19 protein-coding genes are annotated in these 20,211 nt (G+C 72.8%); 5 read left to right on the top strand and 14 right to left on the bottom strand.

Features of this window, described 5'->3' with window-relative positions; all coding sequences use genetic code 11:
- Window positions 1–18 precede the first annotated feature (18 nt).
- From ACFFR3_RS05545 to ACFFR3_RS05500, 10 genes are all read right to left on the bottom strand, one after another.
- A complete protein-coding gene (locus ACFFR3_RS05545) occupies window positions 19–660 on the bottom strand; it encodes a polysaccharide deacetylase family protein (protein WP_345395846.1) in 642 nt (213 codons plus the stop codon).
- Window positions 661–762: 102 nt separating this feature from the next.
- Window positions 763–1,470, bottom strand: a complete 708-nt coding sequence (locus tag ACFFR3_RS05540; RefSeq protein WP_345395849.1) for a class I SAM-dependent methyltransferase — start codon at window positions 1,468–1,470, stop codon at window positions 763–765.
- 269 nt (window positions 1,471–1,739) lie between these two features.
- The gene (locus ACFFR3_RS05535; protein WP_364364704.1) at window positions 1,740–2,945 is read right to left on the bottom strand and encodes a glycosyltransferase; all 1,206 of its coding nucleotides are present in this window, start codon (window positions 2,943–2,945) and stop codon (window positions 1,740–1,742) included.
- Window positions 2,946–3,052: 107 nt separating this feature from the next.
- Window positions 3,053–5,146 (bottom strand): hypothetical protein, encoded by a 2,094-nt coding sequence (locus tag ACFFR3_RS05530; protein WP_379482696.1) that lies wholly within the window; start codon window positions 5,144–5,146, stop codon window positions 3,053–3,055.
- Window positions 5,143–6,525 carry an acyl-CoA reductase gene (locus tag ACFFR3_RS05525; protein ID WP_379482695.1) on the bottom strand — a complete coding sequence of 461 codons (1,383 nt, stop codon included), beginning with the start codon at window positions 6,523–6,525 and terminating at the stop codon, window positions 5,143–5,145. The genes ACFFR3_RS05530 and ACFFR3_RS05525 overlap by 4 nt, the downstream gene beginning before the upstream one ends.
- Window positions 6,525–7,601, bottom strand: a complete 1,077-nt coding sequence (locus ACFFR3_RS05520; protein WP_379482694.1) for a LuxE/PaaK family acyltransferase — start codon at window positions 7,599–7,601, stop codon at window positions 6,525–6,527. The genes ACFFR3_RS05525 and ACFFR3_RS05520 overlap by 1 nt, the downstream gene beginning before the upstream one ends.
- A complete protein-coding gene (locus ACFFR3_RS05515; RefSeq protein ID WP_379482693.1) occupies window positions 7,598–7,723 on the bottom strand; it encodes a hypothetical protein in 126 nt (41 codons plus the stop codon). Before ACFFR3_RS05515 ends, ACFFR3_RS05520 begins: the two co-directional genes overlap by 4 nt.
- Window positions 7,720–9,057: an AMP-binding protein gene (locus ACFFR3_RS05510; RefSeq protein ID WP_379482692.1), complete on the bottom strand. Its 1,338-nt coding sequence runs from the start codon at window positions 9,055–9,057 to the stop codon at window positions 7,720–7,722. The genes ACFFR3_RS05515 and ACFFR3_RS05510 overlap by 4 nt, the downstream gene beginning before the upstream one ends.
- Window positions 9,057–9,824, bottom strand: a complete 768-nt coding sequence (locus tag ACFFR3_RS05505; RefSeq protein ID WP_379482691.1) for an SDR family NAD(P)-dependent oxidoreductase — start codon at window positions 9,822–9,824, stop codon at window positions 9,057–9,059. The genes ACFFR3_RS05510 and ACFFR3_RS05505 overlap by 1 nt, the downstream gene beginning before the upstream one ends.
- A gap of 58 nt (window positions 9,825–9,882) precedes the next feature.
- Window positions 9,883–10,131, bottom strand: a complete 249-nt coding sequence (locus ACFFR3_RS05500) for an acyl carrier protein (protein WP_345395873.1) — start codon at window positions 10,129–10,131, stop codon at window positions 9,883–9,885.
- 162 nt (window positions 10,132–10,293) lie between these two features.
- Here ACFFR3_RS05500 and ACFFR3_RS05495 point away from each other — a divergent pair, with 162 nt between their 5' ends.
- Genes ACFFR3_RS05495 through ACFFR3_RS05485 form a run of 3 tightly spaced genes read left to right on the top strand, consistent with a single transcriptional unit; the run spans window position 10,294 to window position 14,715 of the window.
- A complete protein-coding gene (locus ACFFR3_RS05495) occupies window positions 10,294–11,196 on the top strand; it encodes a hypothetical protein (protein WP_379482690.1) in 903 nt (300 codons plus the stop codon).
- Window positions 11,193–12,809: a class I SAM-dependent methyltransferase gene (locus ACFFR3_RS05490; protein ID WP_345395882.1), complete on the top strand. Its 1,617-nt coding sequence runs from the start codon at window positions 11,193–11,195 to the stop codon at window positions 12,807–12,809. The genes ACFFR3_RS05495 and ACFFR3_RS05490 overlap by 4 nt, the downstream gene beginning before the upstream one ends.
- Window positions 12,810–12,828: 19 nt before the next feature.
- Complete coding sequence (locus ACFFR3_RS05485; protein ID WP_345395885.1) at window positions 12,829–14,715, top strand: glycosyltransferase; 1,887 nt, start codon at window positions 12,829–12,831, stop codon at window positions 14,713–14,715.
- A gap of 4 nt (window positions 14,716–14,719) precedes the next feature.
- On the opposite strand, the gene ACFFR3_RS05480 is transcribed toward ACFFR3_RS05485, so the two are convergent.
- Together ACFFR3_RS05480 and pseB are read right to left on the bottom strand one after the other, a co-directional pair.
- Window positions 14,720–15,844, bottom strand: coding sequence for an aminotransferase class V-fold PLP-dependent enzyme (locus ACFFR3_RS05480; RefSeq protein ID WP_379482689.1), 1,125 nt, complete (start codon window positions 15,842–15,844; stop codon window positions 14,720–14,722).
- Window positions 15,844–16,821, bottom strand: coding sequence for a UDP-N-acetylglucosamine 4,6-dehydratase (inverting) (gene pseB, locus ACFFR3_RS05475; RefSeq protein ID WP_355410927.1), 978 nt, complete (start codon window positions 16,819–16,821; stop codon window positions 15,844–15,846). Before pseB ends, ACFFR3_RS05480 begins: the two co-directional genes overlap by 1 nt.
- Window positions 16,822–16,934: 113 nt before the next feature.
- On the opposite strand from pseB, the gene ACFFR3_RS05470 reads away from it, so the two are divergent.
- Complete coding sequence (locus ACFFR3_RS05470; protein WP_364364729.1) at window positions 16,935–17,654, top strand: cytidylyltransferase domain-containing protein; 720 nt, start codon at window positions 16,935–16,937, stop codon at window positions 17,652–17,654.
- On the top strand, window positions 17,651–18,616 hold the full coding sequence (locus ACFFR3_RS05465; protein WP_364364731.1) for a PseG/SpsG family protein: 966 nt from the start codon (window positions 17,651–17,653) through the stop codon (window positions 18,614–18,616). Before ACFFR3_RS05470 ends, ACFFR3_RS05465 begins: the two co-directional genes overlap by 4 nt.
- On the opposite strand, the gene pseI is transcribed toward ACFFR3_RS05465, so the two are convergent.
- On the bottom strand, window positions 18,609–19,652 hold the full coding sequence (gene pseI / locus ACFFR3_RS05460; RefSeq protein ID WP_364364734.1) for a pseudaminic acid synthase: 1,044 nt from the start codon (window positions 19,650–19,652) through the stop codon (window positions 18,609–18,611). The two genes, ACFFR3_RS05465 and pseI, sit on opposite strands and share 8 nt — an antisense overlap.
- Window positions 19,649–20,140 (bottom strand): GNAT family N-acetyltransferase, encoded by a 492-nt coding sequence (locus ACFFR3_RS05455; protein ID WP_345395900.1) that lies wholly within the window; start codon window positions 20,138–20,140, stop codon window positions 19,649–19,651. Before ACFFR3_RS05455 ends, pseI begins: the two co-directional genes overlap by 4 nt.
- Window positions 20,141–20,211 lie beyond the last annotated feature (71 nt).

The following is a 20,211-nucleotide window of genomic DNA, read 5'->3' as shown; positions in this document are numbered from 1 at the left end:
CCCGAGCTGCGGGAGTGATTACCTGAAGTAGCTCTCCCCGGCCGCCGGGCCACCCTTGCCGCGCAGCAGCGTGGGCACGGTGACGAGGTGGTAGCCGCGCTTCTTGAGCTCCTTGAGAATCTGCGGCATGACCTGCACGGTCTGCGGCACCACGTCGTGCATGAGGATGACGCCGTCGCGCTTGGCCAGCCTGAGCACGGCCGCCTTGATCTTCTTGGCGTCGCGCAGGCTCCAGTCGAGCGTGGTGCCCGTCCAGAGAATCTGCGACAGCTCGTTCTGGTACGCGACTCCGAGCACCCGTTCGTCGCTCTGCCCGTACGGCGGGCGGAACATGGTGGGCCGCTGCCCGGTGGCCTTCTCGATGGCCTCCTGGGCGAGCTTCAGCTCCTCGTCGATCTCGTTGTCGGAGTGCGCGGGGAGCGCGGCGTGGGAGTAGGTGTGGTTGCCGATCGCGTGCCCCTTGGCGACGATCTGCCTGGCGATCTTGGGGTGCGCCTCGACCCGCTTGCCCACCAGGAAGAACGTGGCCTTCGCGCGCGCCTTCGACAGCGTCTTGAGCAGGGCGGGGGTGTGGGCGCCCGGCCCGTCGTCGAATGTCAGCGCCAGGCACTTGACCCGGGAGCAGTCGGTGGCGGGCGCCTGAGCGGGCGCGGACGTCAAGACCAGAGAGGCTGCGATAAGGGCATGAATCACCACATGCGCAAGCCTAGAGCCAACTTCGATCGCGGATGTGGCGGCAATGTCTCGTTCTGAGAACCGATCTCAGCGACGCAGGCGGGCGCTCAGGAACAGGGTGACGCCCCGCAATGAGGTGACCGGCAGCCACCGCTCGGCCCTGACGACCGCCGACAGCCCGGCGTTCACCAGCACGGGCATCCTGCGCAGGTCGCTGCCCGCCGAGCGGCGCCGGTGCAGGGCCACCAAGGGGCGCAGCAGCACGTTCCAGCTCCACACCCGCTCGACGGTCAGCCCGGCCTTCTCGACGACGACCGTGAGCGTGTCGCGGTCGTAGCGGCGTACGTGGCCGACGGCCTCGTCATGCGCCGACCACAGCGCCATGTCGCACGGCACCGCGATCAGCGCGTGCCCGCCCGGCGCCAGCACCCGGGCGATCTCGGCGGCGACCAGGTCATCCTCGCGGACGTGCTCCAGCACGTCGAACGCGGTCACCAGGTCCATGCTGCCGGGCAGGAACGGCAGCGCCCGCGCGTCCGCGCGTACCGCGTCGAGCCCGCGCTCCCTGGCCGACTCGACCGCCTCGGGGCACATGTCGGTCGCCGTCGCGGCCCAGCCGGCGTCGGCGAGCACCCGGGTGTTCCCGCCGCCCGCCGCGCCGACGTCGAGCGCCCTTCCCGGCCGTCCCAGGCGGGCCAGCCGGCGGAGCTGCGCGCGCAGGATGGCCCGCCGCTCGCGGTACCACCAGTGCGTGTCCTCCACCGCGACCAGCCGGCGGACCTCGTCACTCTCCATCAGGTTCCGCCGAGGGGACTGCGGCCTTCCGCCAAGGCCCGTGCGTGCAGTGACCTGCCTGGTCCGCACATCAGAGATCTCCGTTCGTCGCGCATGAGCTGGATGGCGCTGTCATAACGATCGTGCGGCTGGGCGGATGCGCGCTTCTCCCAGTGCGGCGTACGACCTCGGGTACCACGTGTTGCGGTGCCCGAGGTACCGCCGTCCGGTCCTTGGCGGAAGCGGCTCAGCGAGAAGCCACTCCCTTCAGGGAGCGGAGAAGTCACCGGTCAGTTCCTCGTACGGGCCAGGACCAGCCGGTCAAGGGCGGCGAACCTGAGCAGCGTGAGCAGGCAGTACGTCGTGACGATCGCGCTCACCTCGGCGGCGAGCCCCGCCCACGGCGGCACGGTCAGCACGGCCAGCGTGGTCAGCACATAGGTCGCCAGGACGAGCGCCGGCGCCCGCAGCCGCATGGCGGCCCGCAGCCCAGGGGCCCAGCGCCGGTTGGCCACCAGCGTGCACAGGCAGGTCAGGACGAGCGCGCCCAGGTTGGCGGGCACCGGCGGCCAGAGCCCACGCAGCGGCAGGTAGAGCAGCGCGTACAGGACGGCGGAGACGGTGCCGATGGCGGCGAACGAGGTGATGGCCGCGCTCGTCACCACGCGCGGTGAGAGCACCGGGTCGGGGTGGGCGGGCGCCGGCTCGCGCCTCGCCACCTCCACGCCGGCGCCGCCGCGCGCCATCGTCCGCGCGACCCTGGCCAGCCCCTTGAGGTCGTCGATGGCGGTCCTGACCACCTGGACGCGGGAGTCGGCGTCCTCGATCCAGTCCACCGGCACCTCGTGCACCCGCAGCCCGTTGTGCTCGGCGAGCAGCAGCAGCTCGGTGTCGAAGAACCACGAGTCGTCCTCGACCCTGGCCAGCAGCGGCCTGGCCACGTCGGCCCTGACCGCCTTGAACCCGCACTGGGCGTCGCTGAAGCGCGCGCCGAAGCCGTACCTGAGCAGGGCGTTGTAGCCGCGCGAGACGATCTCCCTGCGCAGCGAGCGCCGCGTGCGCGAGCCGTGCGCCAGGCGGGTGCCGATCGCGATCTCGGAGTGGCCGCTCGCCACCGCGGCGAGCAGCGGGAACAGCGCGTCGAGATCGGTGGACAGGTCCACGTCCATGTACGCCACGATGTCGGCGGGGCTGGCCTGCCAGGCCGCCCGCAGGGCCGCGCCGCGCCCTTTGACCTGGATCCGCCGGGCGTGCACCTCGGCGAACTCCCCGGCCAGCGCCCCCGCCACCCGCCACGTCGCGTCGGTGCTGCCGTTGTCCACGATCGTGACGCGCCACGGCAGCGGGAAGCCGTCGAGGCGGTGGAGCAGCGTGCGTACGCAGCCGGGCAGGGCGCGCTCCTCGTTGAGCACGGGGATGACGATGTCCACGCTCGCCAGGCTCGGCACCGGATCGAGCAGGAGAGGGCTCGGCTCCAGGGCGGCACGGGTGTCCACTTCACTCCCCCGATCGTGCTCGTGGCCATGGTCAAGACGATGGTGGTGGGGAGGCCGGGCGTGCCGGACGGGTTTCTCCGCGGCATTCCGCGGCGCGGTGGAAGTCTTTACCTTCCTGAGCTCAGCTCGTAGACGGAGGTGGTCGCGTTGCGGAAGCGCAGGCGGGCGTACGCGTCCAGCTCGGGCCTGATGCCCGTGTAGAGCCAGCGCACGCCGTAGTCGGTGGCGAGCCGCTGGACGTTCTGCGCCGTCGGGGTGGTGAACGCGGCGTCGTTGGCGGCCAGCCTGGCCTGGTCGGCGTACGGGATCTCCAGGTAGGACCGGGTGCCGGCCCTGGCCAGCGTGCTCTCCGCGTACGCCCAGCCCTCGACCAGCACCCGCCGCTCGGTGAACGCCGAGACGTAGAAGTGCCTGCTGTCGCACACCTTCCATCTGGGGTGGTGGCAGTGCAGGTCGGTGGCCACCACGTCGCCGGGCGAGGAGTGGTCGCGCAGCCACCGCCCGGCCGCCAGGGCGCCCTTGGGGATCAGCCGGTGCCGGCGCTCCTCCGGGGTGACGTGGGCGGCGATCACGCGTACGGAGGTGGGCAGCGCGTACCCGGTGAGCAGCGCCACCACGGCCAGCACGTGCCCGCGCCGCCACACCGCGAGCGCCGCGACGGCGAGCACGGCGTACGGCGCCACCACCCGCGCCGGCGGCCCGCCATCGATGTCGGGCGCCGCGACCAGCAGCGCGCCACCCGCGCCCAGCCCCGCCAGGCAGGCCGCCCGCGCCCACGACACGGGGGGCGCCGCCAGCACCCCGCAGACCGCCGCGATCGACAGGTAGGGCCGTGCCGCCTCCAGGAAGTAGAGCTGCGACTGCGCCGGATGCCCGAGCAGCACCGCCGCCCCGATCCCGGCCGCCCCGATGCCCAGCATCAGTAGCAGCGGCGGCTCAAGCGCCCGCCGCCCCAGCCCGGCCGCCCCGCCCCACACGCAAACCAGGCAGAACAGGTGCACCCCGGTCAGCAGTGCCAGCGTCGGGATGGTGGCCTGCCCCCAGAGCGCGCGCATGGTGGCGAACGGATCGACCCGCGTGCCCTGCCCGCCGCCGTACAGGACGACGTGCGCCACCACCAGGAACCCCAGCGTCAGCCCCGCCGCGACCAGCCACCGCCGCTCCGCCCGCCGCCGCACGGCCACGACCGTGATCAGCCCGGCCAGCAACAGCGGCAGGTACGTCGCCTTCGCCCCGCTCAGCACCGCCAGCAGCACCGCGAGCGCCGCCCACCGCATCCGCCGCCGCACGAGCAACGTCATCACGGCCGCGAACAGCAGCGCCCCGAACGTCTGCGTCGGGCTGGCCCATACGGTGAACATCGACCGCGAGCTGAACACCACGCCCTCCACCAGCTCGGGGCTGAACAGGAAGTACGTCACCCCGGCCGCCGCCGCCCCGGCGCCCCAGCTCCCGCCCAGCCGCCGCCCCAGCACCGCCACCAGCACCACCGTGGCCACCGCCATGGGCAGCGTGCCCAGCCGGTAGACCAGCGTCAGCGGTTCGATGCCGGTGACCCAGCTCGTGGCGGCCAGCTCGGCGTAGACGAACCAGTGGTAGGACAGCGGCTCGCCCAGCACCACCGGCAGCGCGGGCGGCACGTGGTGCCGCAGCTCGCCGACCAGCGCCAGGTGATAGGGCAGATCCCCGTACGCCGCCCCGACCGGCACCCCGTACAGATGCACCGCACTCCACACGATCAGGAACGCCACGATCCCGGCCAGCACCCACGCGCACCACGGCGGCACCCGCTCGCTCAGCCCAGGCCCGCGCCAATGCCGCCGCAGCCTCGGCACGCAAACGAACGCCGCCACCACCGCGACCGGCACGACCAGCACGAGCAGCGGCTGCCCCACGGCTCTGGCGGGCAGGTAGGCCGGCACCTCGACCGCGTACCCGAACGCCAGCCCCGCCGCCAGATCCTCCGCCATCGAACGGCCGCCACCCGTCAGCGCCCGCCACAACAACGTGCCAGGCAGCACCAGGCCCACGCCGACGTACCCGGCGAACACCACCAGATCCCGCCAGGACACCCCGCACCACAGGAACACGGCGACGGCGAGCACGCCCACCAGCGCCGCCGGCGCCCACCCCGAGCCGAGCCTGCGCCCCCTCGACATCGTCAGGCGCACCAGCGTGCTCGCGGGCGGCGCCAGCGTCATGCGACGACGGTCACCAGTCGCGTGAACTCGGCCGGCAGGTCGACGCCGTCCCACACCCGGTGGAAGCTCAGCGCGCCGCCCACCGGCACCATGCGATCGACGCCGCGCCCGGCCAGGCCCCTGGCCAGCTCCTCCAGCTCGCCCCTGCCGAACCCGAAGTGGGTCATCGTCTGGTCGCGCCGCTCGACCAGGGCCACCAGCTCCGCCAGCGACTCCAGCCTGGCGTGCGCGAACGTCCCCGCGCCCAGCCAGCGCCGGGGAGCCGCCGCCGCGGCCGCCAGGCGTACGCAGGCCAGCGCGTTGCCGTGGAACTCCACGCTCTCCGCCACCCCGTCGGCCGCCAGCCCATAGGTGGACACCCGCTTCTCCACCGCCATCGCCGCATCGACCCCCCACCCGCGCACGGTCACCACCCGCGACACGTGCCCGGTGAAGTCGGCCCGCGCGGCCTCGCAGTCGTCCTCCGCGCCCACCCAGAACACCGTGCGCGGTGACGAGCAGGCGGCCTGGTCGAACCAGTAGGTGTCGTTGACGAAGCCCTCCGCGATCGACACCCGTGCCGCCCTCGGCGCGCACAACCAGGCCGCCGCCCGCACCACCGCGAACGACGAGCGGTCGGGGAAGGTCAGGTCGCGGGCGTGCGGGGCCAGGGGGTGGCGGCGGATCTCGCGTACGGAGTGGTCGCCGCCCCACACCACCCGCAGGTCGCAGGCGGCCGACAGCGCGGCCGTGACCTCGTCGGAGCGGTGGTAGGAGACGATCCGCTGCGTCGCCGCGATCACCGGGTCCGCCGTGGCCAGCGTCTCGTGCAGCGTCTCCAGGATCACCTGGGCCACCGCGCCCGAGCGGGGCGACAGGCGGACGACGTTGCGGTTGCCCATCAGGGCCGACAGGGCCCAGGAGTAGACGAAGACGGTGTCGACGTTCGCGGGCGGCAGGTGGAAGATCAGGCCGCGCGGGACGCGTACGTGCTCGCCGGCCAGCTCCGCCAGCGTACGGGCCAGCTCAGCCGGGCGCAGGAAGAAGCCCAGCGAGCCCAGCTCGGGGTGACGGCGCGCGAGCGCCGGCCGCAGCAGCCGCCTCCCGAACGCCGCCAGAAACTCCTTGACCCGCTCATCACCCACCTGCAGCCGGCTCTCGCCCACCTGCTTCAACAACTCCTCGACCGGCACCGCCGCCCCCGCGGGGAACAGCACCTCGACCAGGGGACCGCCTTCGGCGGCGTGGCCCTGCTGAGCGCGGGTGTCCTGCGGGGAGCGGGCGTTGTGCGGGATGCGGGCGTCCTGCGGAGCGACGACGTTGCGCGGGGTGCGGGCGTCCTTTGACGTGTGGGCGTCGTGTGGGCTGGCGGCGCTTCGGGGGGTGTGGGCGTCGGTCATCAGCCTCGCCCCATGGTGTCGCTGCAGCCGCGCGCCTCGGCTCGCGGCAGCCTGCCGAGCACCTCGAACCGCTTGCCGGGCCAGGCCCCGTCATCGACGCCGCGCACCACGCCGAGGTCCTCGGTCAGCAGCACGTGACCTGGATAGGACGTGGGAAGCGTGCTGACCACCTCGACCAGCCCGGGGACGCCGGTCGGCGCCTCCTGCCAGGTCTCGGGGTCGCGGATCACGACGTCGGCGAAGTCGGGACAGTAGAGCCCGTCGCCTTCGGGTCCTTCCAAGAAGACCGTCCCGATCTGCTCGACCATGCCGTAGAAGTTGTGCATCCTGCTCAGCCCGCACTCGGCGGCCAGCCGCCGCCGGAACTCGGCGTTGTCGACCGCCTGCTCGGTCAGCCGCTTCCAGCCGCCGGAGTGGATCAGCACCCCTTGCGACAGGTCCGCGCCCAGGCCCAGCAGGTGCAGCCAGACCATGAACGTGAACCCGAAGATCAGGAACGGCTCGCCGCCGTGCCGGGCCAGGAAGTCGTGGACCGCCCGCGCGTCCACCTCGCCCCGATCGTCGAGCACGAAGGTGTGGTCGCGGCCGAAGTTCATCATCCCGAGCACGCCCGCGCCGCGAGCGCTCAGCATCGGGTCGCGGACCACCGACCGCATGTCCACGACCAGCATCGGCAGCCGCCGCTCGCCCAGCACCTGCCGCATGGTGGCGGCCAGCATGCGGGTCTGCGCCGCCGCGGCCGCCCTGTCGAGGTGGATGCGGCTCGGCGCCTGCCCGGTGGTGCCGCTGGAGGTCAGCACCCTGAACACCTCATGGGCAGGCACGCTGCGCAGCTCGTGGGTCTTGAACAGGCGTACCGGCAGCCACGGCAGGTCGGCCAGCCGCGCATACGGCGGCGTCGCGCCGATGGCGTCGAGGATGCGGCGATAGGGCGGGCACGCCAGGCGGTGCCGCTCGGTCAACGCGGCCAGCTCAGGCAGCAACACGGCCTCCCGCCGCGCCGCCCCCAGCGTGAACACCGACTGCCCCGGCGCCGCCAGGGCCGGCCCCGCCACCCCGATCTGCGGACGGATCATGCGATCGACTCCGACGCTCGGCTGCCGATCACGCCCGTCGCCAGGGCCTGTCCTGCCGTCCCGGTCAGGTCAGCGGCTCCTGCCTCGCCCGTCGCCAGGGCCTGTCCTGCCGTCCCCGTCATGTCATGGACTCCAGCGCTCGGTAGTCGATCTTGCCCGTCGGGAGCAGGGGCAGGCGGTCGATGTGGCGGATCTCGAAGCCGCTCCAGTGCAGCCGCAGTTGTGCGGCGAGCTGCCGGGCCAGCAGCGCCATCGCGGGTTTGTCGAGGGTTTCCGTCCAGATCGTCACGCGGTCGTCGCCGCTGGTGGCGGCCACCGCGCCGGAGCCGCGCAGCAGGCGTTCGACGTCGTCGAGGTTGACGCGGGTGCCGAAGACCTTGGCGATGCGTTTGGTGCGGCCCGTGACGTACAGGAAGCCCTCGTCGTCGAGCCGGCCCAGATCGCCGGTGCGCAGCACGCCGCCCAGGTCGTCGCCCCTCGCCAGGTCGGCGGCCGTCTCGGCGTAGCCCATCATCACGTTGGGCCCGTGGTAGACGACCTCGCCGCCGTCGATCTCCAGCCGCCCGCCGGGCACCGCCACGCCCACGGACCCCGGCTTGTCGTCGAGCCGGTCGGGCGGCAGCACCGCGATGCGGGCGGTGGCCTCGGTCTGGCCGTACATGACGTAGAAGCGCTTCGCCTGCGCGGCGAACTCCTTGACCAGCTCAGGCGCCAGCCGCCCGCCCGCCTGGGTGAGCGTGGTGAGCGCGGGGTAGTCGGCGTGGTCGAAGCGCAGCCTGCGCAGCATCGTGTACTGGTAGGGGACCGCGGCGAGCGACGTACAGGAATGGGCCTTCAGATTGGCCCAGAACGACCGCTCCAGCAACCCCGCCTCGGTGAGCACCACCGTGCCCCCGGCGACGAGGTGACTGTTGAGCACCGACAGCCCGTAGCTGTAGTGCAACGGCAGACTGGTCGGCGCGACGTCGTGCGGTCCGAGACTCAGGGCGACGGCGATCGCCCGAGCATTGGCCAGCACCGCCGCCCGCGAGATCCGGACCAGCTTGGGGTTGCCCGTAGAGCCGGAGGTGGCCAGCAACAACCCGAGGTCGGGATGCGGATCAGGCGCGGTGCGCCGCCGCCCCAGCTCACCGCCCGCCTGCGTGAACCCGATGAGCGCACTCGGCTCGAACCGCTCGACCAGCTCGCCCAGCGCGGCGGCCGGCAACTCAGGATCAAGCAACGCGATGGGCCGCCGAGCCTCCAACGCCCCCAGGTAGCAGAAGACGGACGCCGGCGTGTTCCGCATCCCGCAGAACACCGGCCCGGGCGGCAGCTCCCCGAACCGTCCGGCCGCCCGCCGGACGGCCCGCGCCAGGTCCTCCCCGGCGACACCGTCCCGATCGCCGGCGGCGATGAGCCGAGCCTGCGGATGCGGGAACAGGCCGGTGGCGTGCGGCTGCGGGTCTTCTGACATCACTGGACCAGACCGCCGTCCACGCCGAGGACCTGGCCGGTGATGAACGCGGCCTCAGGGGAGAGGAGGAAGGCCACGGCCCGTGCGACGTCGTCGGGCTCGCCGAGGCGGCCGAGCGGGGTCGCCGCGATCGTGGCGAGGCGCTCGTCGTCGCCGAGGGTGGCGAGCATGTCGGTACGGATGTAGCCGGGCGCCACCGCGTTGACCCTGATGCCGTGGGGGCCCAGCTCTTTGGCCGCGGCGAGGGTGAGGCCGAGCACCGCCGCCTTCGTGGCGGAGTAGACCGTCTGCCCGGCGCCGCCCGCCCTGCCCATGATCGACGAGACCAGCACCACGGCCGGCTCGCTGCCCCTGCGCAGCAGCCTGAGCGCGGCCTGGAGCGTGTGGGTGGCGCCGACGGCGTTGACCTCGAAGAGGCGGCCGATCGTGTCGCGGCTCGTCAGCCCGAGCAGCCCGGCCGCGTGCACACCGGCGTTGACCACGAGCGCGTCGAGCCGGCCGTGCCGTTGGTAGATGCGCCGCATCATCGTGTTGACCCGCGCCGGGTCGGCGACGTCGCCGTGCACGGAGTCGGTGGCGCCACCGGTCTCGGCGGCCACCTCGGCCGCCGCTTTCGCGGCCCGCTCCTCGTCATGGCCGTGCATGACCACGGCGTGACCGGACGCGGCCAGCCGCATCGCCACCGCCCGCCCGATCCCTCGCGTCGACCCGGTGACCAGCACCACCCGCCGCTCCACGAACGCCTCGCCCTCGGTCTCGGACCCCACCCGGGTCTCCTCACACGACCCGAGCTCAGGGTGCGGTGGGTGCGAACCGGGGCGGGGGTCAGACGGCGGCGGCGCCGATGCCATGCTTCTCCAGCAGCTCGGCCGCCTTGGCGAACGAGCTCATGTCGATCATCTCGTCGGTGTCGATCATGATGGAGAACTCGTCCTCCATCGCCGCGATGAGCGCCATGTGCGCGAGGGAGTCCCACTGCGGGATGGCGCGGTATTCGAGGTCGTCGACGCCGGCGTCGGGCGGAAGGTTGAGCGCCATGCGGAACACGGCCCGCAGGCGGTCGAGATGACTCATGATGCACTCACTCTCTGTCCTCAAGCCATGACGAAGTGTAGCCGTATCGCGAAGGCGATGAAAAACCAAGCCCCCGACCTGAGTAATGGAAGCGTATAACGATGCGTGACCCGTCATGGGTGCTGGGAATGTCGGGAACGACACGCCAGCCGTACGGGGGGAATGATGGACGAATCCAATCACTGGTACGGGCACTCCCGCATTCTCGGCAGATACTGCGGCCTGCCGGACGAGGCGCCAAAGCGCATTCAAGGTTTCCTCCAGCACGGATGGAACTATCTGCACGGATTTCCCCCGAACGACCACTGGTGCAGCCCCGGTTACCCCCGTTTCATCTGGTCGGACGTCCTGCGCCGCCGGGGCTGGTCGATGGGCAGGAGGGGGCACTACCTCATCGGCGCGCCGTGGATCTACCTTCTTTACCAGGAGCCCGGCCTCGGTGTGCGGGAGGATCGCGAGGGTACGATCTGGTATCCCTTTCATGGCTGGGAAAAACATTCCGTCAGCGGGGATCACGCCCGGCTTGCCGATGAAATCCGAGATGTCGAGATTGGCCCGGTAACGGTCTGCCTTTATTGGTTGGAATTCGCAAATCCGGACATTCGGCGGGCGTACGAATCGAGGGGGTTCCGGGTCATCTGTCACGGCGAGCGCGGCTCCCGCTGGGAGGCGAAGGGCCGCGACTTCCTGCGCAAGCAGCTCGTCGAGTTGCGGCGCCACCGCAGGGTGGCCTCCAACCGGCTCGGCAGCGCGCTGTTCTACGGCGCGTCGGTGGGGTGCGAGGTGGCCGTCTACGGCGACCCGATGCAGTTCGAGGACGAACGGCCCGAATACGGCGGCACCGCCCGCCGCATGCGCCTGTGGCCCGAGCTGCACGGCACCCACGTCGATCGCGAGCTGGCGGCCGAGGTGGCGCGGCGCGAGCTGGGCTTCGAGTATCAGGCGACACCGGAGGAGCTACGGCGGATGTTCGGATGGAAGCGCCCCCCGGCGGCGGCCCCACGCAGGCGCCTCGCCCCGTCCGCCGCCGGCCACACCAAGGTGAGTGCAGGAGTGCGGGGATGAGTGTGAACGAGGCGCCGGCGAACGTGCGGCTGATCGGCGGCGAGATGCTGCTCTGGTCCGACATGTCCGGCATCGGGGGCGTCACCGAGTGGCGCGGCGCGGCGCTGGAGCTGATCAGGCGGCTGGTCCCCGTGGACGGCAGGGTGCTGCTGGTGGGCCCGCATCCGCAGCCGCTGGTGGACGACGTGGTGGCCAGGGCGGGCGAGGCGGCGGCGCTGCTGCGCTCGTTCCCCGACGCCCGCGACCTGGGGGAGCGGCACCCGGGGCTGGAGGTGTTCTGCGGCCGGCTTGAGGTGCTGGACGTCGACGAGCCGTACGACCTGGTGCTGGCCCTCGACGGCCTGCTGCGCACCCACTCGGCGGAGGCCCCGGCCTCGGCATGGAGCGAGTCACTGGCCGCGCTGGCCGAGCTGACCAGGCCGGGTGGCCGTATGGTCCTCGGCGTACGCAACGACCTCGGCATCGACCGGTTCATCGAGGCGCGGCCGGCCGACCGCGAGTGCGGCGACGACCAGTGGGCCCCGCACGGCTTCGACCCCAGCTACCCGGGCGGCCCCGCGGCGCTCGACCTCGGCCTGGAGTCGGCCGGGCTGAGCCTGCAGCGCTGCTACGCCGCCTACCCCGACCGCCAGGCCCCGCGCTCGCTGCTGTCGCGTGAGTCGCTGGCGTTCGAGCTGCCCGAGGCACTGACGTTCCCGCTGAGCGCCCGCGAGAGCGACCGCATGCTGGTGGCCGACCCGCTCAGCCTGACCAGGCTGGTGTTCAGGCACGGGCTGGGCGAGGAGCTGGCGCCGCTGTGGCTGGCCGTCGCGACCCGCCCGCCCCTGACGTCCGACCCGGTGCACCCGGTGGAGCTGCCGCTCGGCCTCATCGAGGAGGGCCAGGCCCTGTACGAGCTGACCGCCGGCGGCACCCGTCGCCTGCCGGGCGGCGAGGAGCAGCCGGTGCCCGCGGGCCGCGTCGTGGAGGAGATCCTCGTCGAGGCGTGCGCCCGCGAGGACGTCAAGACCGTACGCGAGCTGCTGTCGGAGCTGGCCTGCTGGCTGGAGGCGGGCGGCGACGCGTCGGCCGCCACCGACAGCCTGGTCTACGACGGCGAGCGGTTCGCCGCGGTCAACCCGCCCGCCGCCCCCGCCACGCCGCCCGAGCCGCGCGTGGTGCTGTGCCGGATCCTGTGGCGGTTCGCGGTCAGGCTGCTGGCGGCCGGTCACCATCACCCGTGGCCGTGGCCGCTGGAGGCCGACCAGCTCGCGCTGACCCTGTGCGGAATGGCCGAGCGGCCGTGCGACCAGGGCGACCTCGACCTGGCCCGCAAGCTGGACGCCGAGCTGGGGCAGCCGGCCGAGCTGGGCGAGCACGCGCCGACGTACCGGGATCTGCTGGGCGCCCGCGACCGGCTGGCCGACCAGCTCACGTCGGCCCTGGCCAGGATCGCCCGCCTGGAGACCAAGCTCTCCTATCGCGAACGCGAGCTCGTACGGGCCAAGGCCAAGCTGCGCAGGACGCAGCGCAAGGCCACCGCCTACCGCAGAACGCTCGGCTACCGCCTCTCCCGCCGACTGGCCCGCCCCCGCAAGGTCGCCCGCCGCGTCATACGCCTGCTGTCCGGCTGACTCACCATGAGGAGCTCCTGTGCCGGTTCTTTCGGTGATCGTCCCGTTCCACAACGTCGAGAAGTACATCGGACCCTGCCTTGACTCCATAACCGCGCAGACGCTGGACGACCTGGAGGTGATCTGCGTCGACGACGGCAGCGGCGACGAGGGCGCCGCGGCCGTCGCGGCGAGGATGGCGGACGACCCGCGCATCACCCTGCTCAGCCAGGACAACCACGGGGTGGGCCACGCCCGCAACGTGGGCGTGCGCCACGCAACCGGCACCTACCTCGCCTTCGTGGACGGCGACGACACCGTGCCGCGCGACGCGTTCAAGCGCATGGTGTCCTCGCTGGAGACGACCGGCTCCGACCTGGCCTGCGGCAACGTCATGCGGCTCTACCGCAACCTGCTCATCCCCTCGTGGGCGCACCGGCAGGCGTTCGCGAGGCCGGCCAGGCGTACCCACATCACCCGCCACCCGCTGCTGGTCCGCGACCGCATGTTGTGGAACAAGGTCTACCGCCGCTCGTTCTGGGACCGCCTCGGGCTGCGCTTCCCCGAGCGCATGTACGAGGACCAGCCCGTCGCCATGGCCGCCCACGTAGGGGCGCGGTCGGTGGACGTGCTGGCCAGGGTCGTCTACCACTGGCGGCAGCGCGACGAGCAGGGCGCCTCGATCACCCAGCGCTGCCTGGAGCCGGCGAACCTGCGCGACCGCCTGCTGTCGGTGACGCAGACGGCAGGGCTGCTCGCCCGCGGCGCCCCTGGGCTGAAGGCCGACTTCGACCGCGACACGCTGGACATCGACATGACCGTCGCCGTCGAGGCCATGGCGGCGATGGGCGAGAAGGCCGACCCCGACCTGGTGGACCTCGCCGTCCGCTACCTCGACGGCGTGTCGCAGGAGGCGTGGCTGAGCATCCCGTTCGAGCACCGCCTGATGGTGCACCTGCTGCACACGCGCAGGCTGGATGAGCTGTCGCGGGTCTTCGCCGAGGCGAGGCAGGGCCGGCTGCAGCCGAAGGTCGGCTCGTCGGGGTGGTGGCGCAAGCGCTGGCACGGCCGCCACCCCTCGATGCCGGGCCACCTGTCGGACGTCTCCGGCGAGCTGGGCCTGCGGGCCAGGCTGGTCAGCCTCGACTGGCACGACGACGTGCTGCACGGCGCGGGCCGGGTGGCGGTCGGGAAGTTCGACATCGGCGACCTGCGGCGGGTGCGGGTGCGTACGTGGCTGCGCGAGCGCGGCACCGGCGAGACCGTGGTGCTGTCGGAGAACGGGAGCTTCCCCCTCTGGGAGGAGATCGAGCAGGAGGACGGCGGCCGGCTGCCGGAGCACGCGTTCCCGTTCAGGTTCGCCTTCGACCCCGAGACGCTGTCGCGGGCGCAGCTCGCCCGGCACGGCCAGTGGGACCTGCACGTCCGGGTGCGCGGCGGCGGGCTGCGGCTGGAGTGCAGGGTGGCGGGGCCGCGCTGGCTGCCGCCGCTGATCCCGGCGCCGCGCCGTAGGTCGGGGGTGTGGCTCGTGCCGGTACGCAGCACGAAGGGCGCCTGGGGCATCAGGGTGCGCACGGCCCAGGCGATCATCGGCGAGTGCCGGGTGGACGGCGGCGACCTGGTGCTGGCGGGCCGCATCTCCGACCTCGGGGACGGCGAGCCGGTGCTGCGGCTGCTGCGCAGGAGCGACGGCGAGGAGATGTACTTCCCGGTGGAGCTGACCGGCCAGAACTTCCACGCACGGGTGCCGCTGGCCGGCATCGACGCGTGCGTGGGCCACGAGTCGTGGTGGGAGGTGCTGATCGATCAGGGCCGTGCGCTGCGCCCGCTCGTACGCTCGCGGCAGCGCACGGTGACGACCGTGGCCGAGCGCCGCTTCCTCATCGACCGCGGCGAGGACGGCTGCCTGCTGCTGGCCGAACGCTGAAGGCTCAGCGCAGGATCCCGGCCAGCGTCTCGGCGACGTGGTCCTGCTGGGCGTCGGTCAGGCCGGGCCACAGCGGCAGCGACAGCTCCTCGAAGTAGTAGGCCTCGGCCTCTGGGCACAGGCCGCGCCGGTAGCCGATGTCCTCGAACACCGGGTGCCAGTAGACCGGCATGTAGTTGACCTGCACGCCGATGCCGGCCGCCCGCATGCGGTCGTAGACCTCGCGCCGCCGCCCGTCGCCGATCCTGACGGGATAGAGATGCCAGCTCGGGCGTACGTAGGCGCGCTGGGCCGGCAGCGTCAGCCCGGGCACGTCGCGCAGCAGCGTGTGGTAGCGGGCGACCAGCTCGGCGCGCCGCTCGCGGAAGCGCCCGAGCCTGCGCAGCTGGCTGATGCCGAGCGCGCAGAGCACGTCGGGCAGCCGGTAGTTGAGCCCGAACGCGTGCACCTCCTGGTGCCAGCCGCCCTCGCCGGGCGTGCGCTGCTCGCCCGGATCCCTGACCAGGCCGTGGTTCCTGAAGCGGGCCGCGCGCCGCAGCATCGCGGGGTCGGGCGCCGCGACAGCGCCGCCCTCGGCCGTGGTCACGGTCTTGGTGGGGAAGAACGAGAACGTCGTCAGGTCGGCCAGCTTCCCCACGGGCCGGTCCTTGTACGTCGCCCCGATCGCGTGCGCGGCGTCGGCCATCAGCGTGGCCCCCGCCCGCTTCGCCACCTTGCGCAGCTCGTCGTAGTCGGCGGGGTGGCCCGCGTAGTCGACCGCGGTGATCGCCCGCGTCCGCGTCGTGACGTGCGCGGCGGCGGCGCCGGGGTCGAGGTTTCCGGTGTCGGGCTGCACGTCGGCGAAGACCACCCGCGCGCCGAGCAGCGCGGCCGTGGCGGCCGTGGCCACGAACGTCAGCGGCGAGGTGATCACCTCGTCTCCGGGGCGCACCCCGGCCGCGACGTAGGCGACGTGGAGCGCGGCGGTGCCCGACGTGACCGACACGCAGGGCACGCCGCCCGTCCACTTGGCCAGCTCCGCCTCGAACGCGCCGACCGCCGGCCCCGTGGTCAGCCAGTCGCCGCGCAGCACCTCCGTGACGGCCTCGACGTCGGACTCGTCGATGGACTGGCGTCCGTAGGGCAGCATCAGCCGGTCACCATCGCCCGCAGGTCGTCGACCGACAGCCACTGGTCGTTGGTGTCGGAGCGGTAGGAGAAGCCCTCGGGCAGCGTCTCGCCGGTCTCGGGCGGCCGGTAGCCCCAGGTGGCGATCGTCGGCTGGACGACGTAGCGGTCGGCCAGGCGCAGCGCCCTGCGGCTGTCGTCGGGGCCGATCATCTCCTCGTGCAGCTTCTCGCCGGGACGCACGCCGATCTCGTAGACCGCGCTCTGCGGGGCCAGCGCCTCCGCCAGGTCGGTGATGCGCATGCTCGGGATGCGCGGCACGTACAGCTCGCCGCCCTGCATCATGTCGAACGAGTCGACCACGAACCTGACGGCCTGCTCCAGCGTGATCCAGAACCGCGTCATGCGCTTGTCGGTGATCGGCAGGCTGCCGCCCTGCTCGGCCAGGCGCTGGAACAGCGGGACCACCGAGCCCCTGCTGCCCACCACGTTGCCGTAGCGGACGACGGAGAAGCGGGTCTCGTGGGCGGCGGCGTAGTGGTTGGCCGAGACGAACAGCTTGTCGGCCACCAGCTTCGTGGCGCCGTAGAGGTTGATCGGGCTGCTGGCCTTGTCGGTGGAGAGCGCGACGACCTTGCGCACGCCGCAGTCGATGGCGGCCTCCACGACGTTCTGGGAGCCCGCGACGTTGGTGCGGACGTATTCGAACGGGTTGTACTCGGCGGTGTCGACCTGCTTGAGCGCGGCGGCGTGGACGACGTGGTCGACGCCGTGCATGGCGCGGGTGAGGCGGTCGCGGTCGCGTACGTCGCCGATGAACCAGCGCAGGCGCTCGTCGTCGCCGAACAGCTGCTTGCTCTCGTACTGCTTGAGCTCGTCGCGGGAGAAGACCACCAGGCGGCGCACCCCCAGCGAGTCGAGCGCGTGGCGGATGAACGCCTTGCCGAAGGACCCCGTGCCTCCGGTGATCAGTATCGATGATCCGCTGAGAATGCTCACGTGGCCCCCTGAGTCGCGCCGGACGGCGCTGTAGTCGTCGTGGCAGCCGGTAGCATAGCGCGATCGCACAACGACACAGAGTCACACGGGGGATTGGGGCTTCGGTGCGGATTGTGGGGATCATTCAGGCCAGGACGGGATCGACCCGGCTGCCCGGCAAGGTGCTGCGCGAGCTCGGCGGGCGGTCGGTGCTCGGCTGGGTCGTACGCGCGGCGCGCGAGGCCGGGGCGCTCGACGACCTGCTCGTCGCCACCACCACCGAGCCGGCCGACGACGCGGTGCTCCGCGAGTGCGACCGGCTCGGCGTGGCCTGTCACCGGGGGCCGGTCGATGATGTGCTGACCAGGTTCGTCCAGGCTCTGGCCGGGCGGCGGTGCGACGCGGTCATGCGGTTCACCGCCGACTGCCCGCTGCTCGACCCGGCCGTGATCAGGGAGGCGGCGCTGGTGTTCCGTGCCGTGCCGGGGCTCGACTACCTCAGCACCGGCCTGTCCCGTACGCTGCCGCGCGGGCTCGACGTCGAGATCGCCGGCCGGGCCGCGCTGGCCAGGGCCGACCAGGAGGCCACCGGCTTCCACCGCACCCACGTCACCTCCTACCTCTACGAGCATCCCGGCGACTCCCGGCTGCTCGGCCTGGCCTACCGCCCGGCGGCCGACGACCTGCGGGTGACGCTCGACACCGAGGACGACTGGCGGCTGATCGCGGCCGTCGTCGCCGCCCTGGGCGATCGGTGCCTGCCGGCCAGGACGCTCGTCTCCTGGTTGCGGGAGCATCCCGAGGTGACCGGCCTCAACGCCCACGTCCGCCAGAAGGCTTTGCAGGACGCGTGACCGCGAGGGTGGGGATCCGGTGCGACGCCGGGGCGCGGAGCGGGGTCGGGCATCTGGTGCGGTGCGTGGCGCTGGCCGAGGAGCTGGTCGCGCGCGGCGTCGAGGTGGTCTTCCTGGGGGAGGTCCGTGACTCGCCGTGGGGGCGGGCCCAGCTCGACGGGCGCGGGCTGCCGCTGGTCCCGGCGCCGCACGAGCCCGAGAAGCTGGCGGCGCTGGCGCGCGGGCTGGGCTTCGACGCCGTGGTGCTGGACTCGTACGAGCTGGCGCCGGCCACCGGGTCGGTGCTCAGGGCGGCGGGGCTGCCGGTGCTGGCCATCGTGGACGGTGACCCGCTGGGCCAGGAGGCCGACCTCTACCTCGACCAGAACCTCGGCGCCGAACACCGCCCCTTCACCCTGTCCGGCCCCCGCCTCGCCGGCTCAAGCCATGTGCTCCTCCGCGACAGCGTCCGCCGCCGCACCCGAGCACCCCGCCCGGATGGCCCGCCGCGCGTGCTGTGCTTCTTCGGCGGCACCGACAGCGCGGGGGTGGCGCGGCGCTGGGCGGACGCGCTCAACGCCACCGGGCTGCCCTTCCTCGGCACGGTCGTCAGCCCGGTGCCGTTCGACGCGGGGCCGATCGCGGTGATCCCGCCCACCGACCGGCTGCCCGAGCTGATGGCGGCGGCCGACCTGGTGGTGACGGCGGCCGGCTCGGCGGTCTGGGAGCTGCTGCACCTCGGCGCGCCGATGGCGCTGACCTGGGTGGCCGCCAACCAGCTCATCGGCTACGAGGAGCTGGTACGCCGCCGCGCCGCGGCGGGCCTCGGCCCCGCCCCCGGCCCCGAGGCGGTCGCCACGCTGGCGAAGCTGCTCGCCGACCCCGCCGCCCGCGAGGAGCACGGCAGGCGGGGCCGCGGGCTGGTGGACGGCAAGGGGCGGGAGCGGGTGGCCGATGCGCTGCTCGCTCTCGCCGTCAGATGAGGTCCCAGGTCAGGGGAGTGCCCAGCCGCGCGTCGCGGACGAAACGACGCCCCATGACCTGGGCGGCGGCGTCGGGGTGCAGGCCGCCGGCCGGGCGGATCGAGCGGACGTTGTCGGGGGTGACCGGGTCGCCGGCGCGCACGTCACGTACGACGTGAAGGGACCGGCGGAAGCGCAGGCCCTCGCGCTCCGACGGGCGCGGCCCGATCACGGTGTCGCCCAGCGACTCCCAGGCCCGCCTGCTCTCCGTCACCAGCGCCGCCAGCTCGGCGGGCTCCAGTGAGAAGGCGGCGTCCACGCCGCCGTCGGCCCGCGACAGCGTCACGTGCTTCTCGATCACGCAGGCCCCCAGCGCGACCGCCGCCAGCGCGGCCCCGATGCCGGGCGTGTGGTCGGACAGCCCCACCACCTCGCCGGTCAGCGCCGACAGCAGCGGCAGCGAGCGCAGGTTGCTCTCGCCGGGCGGCGCGGGATAGGTGGCCGTGCAGGACAGCACGACGAGCTGCGTGCACCCCGCGCCCCTGGCCGCCGTCACGGCGGCGTCGATCTCGGCGGCGGTGGCCATGCCGGTCGAGATGATCAGCGGCTTGCCGGTGCCGGCCGCGAGCCGGATGAGCGGCAGGTCCACGATCTCCGACGAGGCGATCTTGTACGCCGGCACCCCCAGCTTCTCCAGCACCTCGACCGCCGTGGGGTCGAACGGCGCCGAGAAGGCGACCAGCCCCCGCTCCCGGGCCCGCTTGAAGATCGGGTCGTGCCACTGCCACGGCGTGTGGGCGCGCTCGAAGAGCCGGTAGAGCGTCTCGCCGCCCCACAGCTCGTGCTCGTCGCCCACCCGGAACGCCGGAGCGTCGCAGTCGACGGTCAGCGTGTCGGGCGTGTACGTCTGCAGCTTCAGCGCGTGCGCCCCCGCGTCGGCGACCGCGTCCACGATGGCCAGCGCCCGCTCCAGGCTGCCGTTGTGGTTGCCGGACAGCTCGGCGACGACGAACGGCGGATGCCCTGGGCCGATCGGCCGCCCCCCGATGGAGATCATGTGTGGTCCTTCCTGAGTTCGATGGTCACGACGTCGCGCAGGACGCCGTCGACGTCCCGCCGGTAGGAGCCCGTCTCGGCGAAGCCGAAGCGCCGGTGCAGCCGCAGCACCGGCTCGTTGCCCGCGAGCACCTCGCCGCGCAGCAGGCTCAGCCCGAGCGGCCCGAAGGCGTGCTCGATGGCCGCCCGCTCCAGGCCGACCCAGGCGGGCAGCAGCTCGCCGTGCCGCTCCAGGCCGTCGAGGTCGAGGTAGTAGCCCCAGTACGCGGCGCCGCCCGCGATGCCGGTGTAGGTGACGACCCCGGCCGGGGCCCCGGCGTGCTGGTAGACCATCACCCGCCTGGTGCCGTCGACCCGGGTGGCCCGCCACCAGCGGGTGTGCTCGTCCGGCGTGATCTCGTGCGTGGTGAAGCTGGTGGCGCGGACGCGAGGGTGGTTGCGCCAGTGGCGCATGGCCGGCAGATCGTCCTCGTGTGCGTCTCTCAACACGGCGTCCCCCTACCGTACGTGCTCGATCCTTTGCACAACGTAGCGGATTACGCGCTCGGTAAAGAGCTCAT

Source organism: Nonomuraea salmonea, from assembly GCF_042428605.1.
Taxonomy (GTDB): Bacteria; Actinomycetota; Actinomycetes; order Streptosporangiales; family Streptosporangiaceae; genus Nonomuraea; species Nonomuraea salmonea.
The sequence above is the reverse complement of the archived record's forward strand: the minus strand, read 5'-3'. Positions and strand labels throughout refer to the sequence as shown.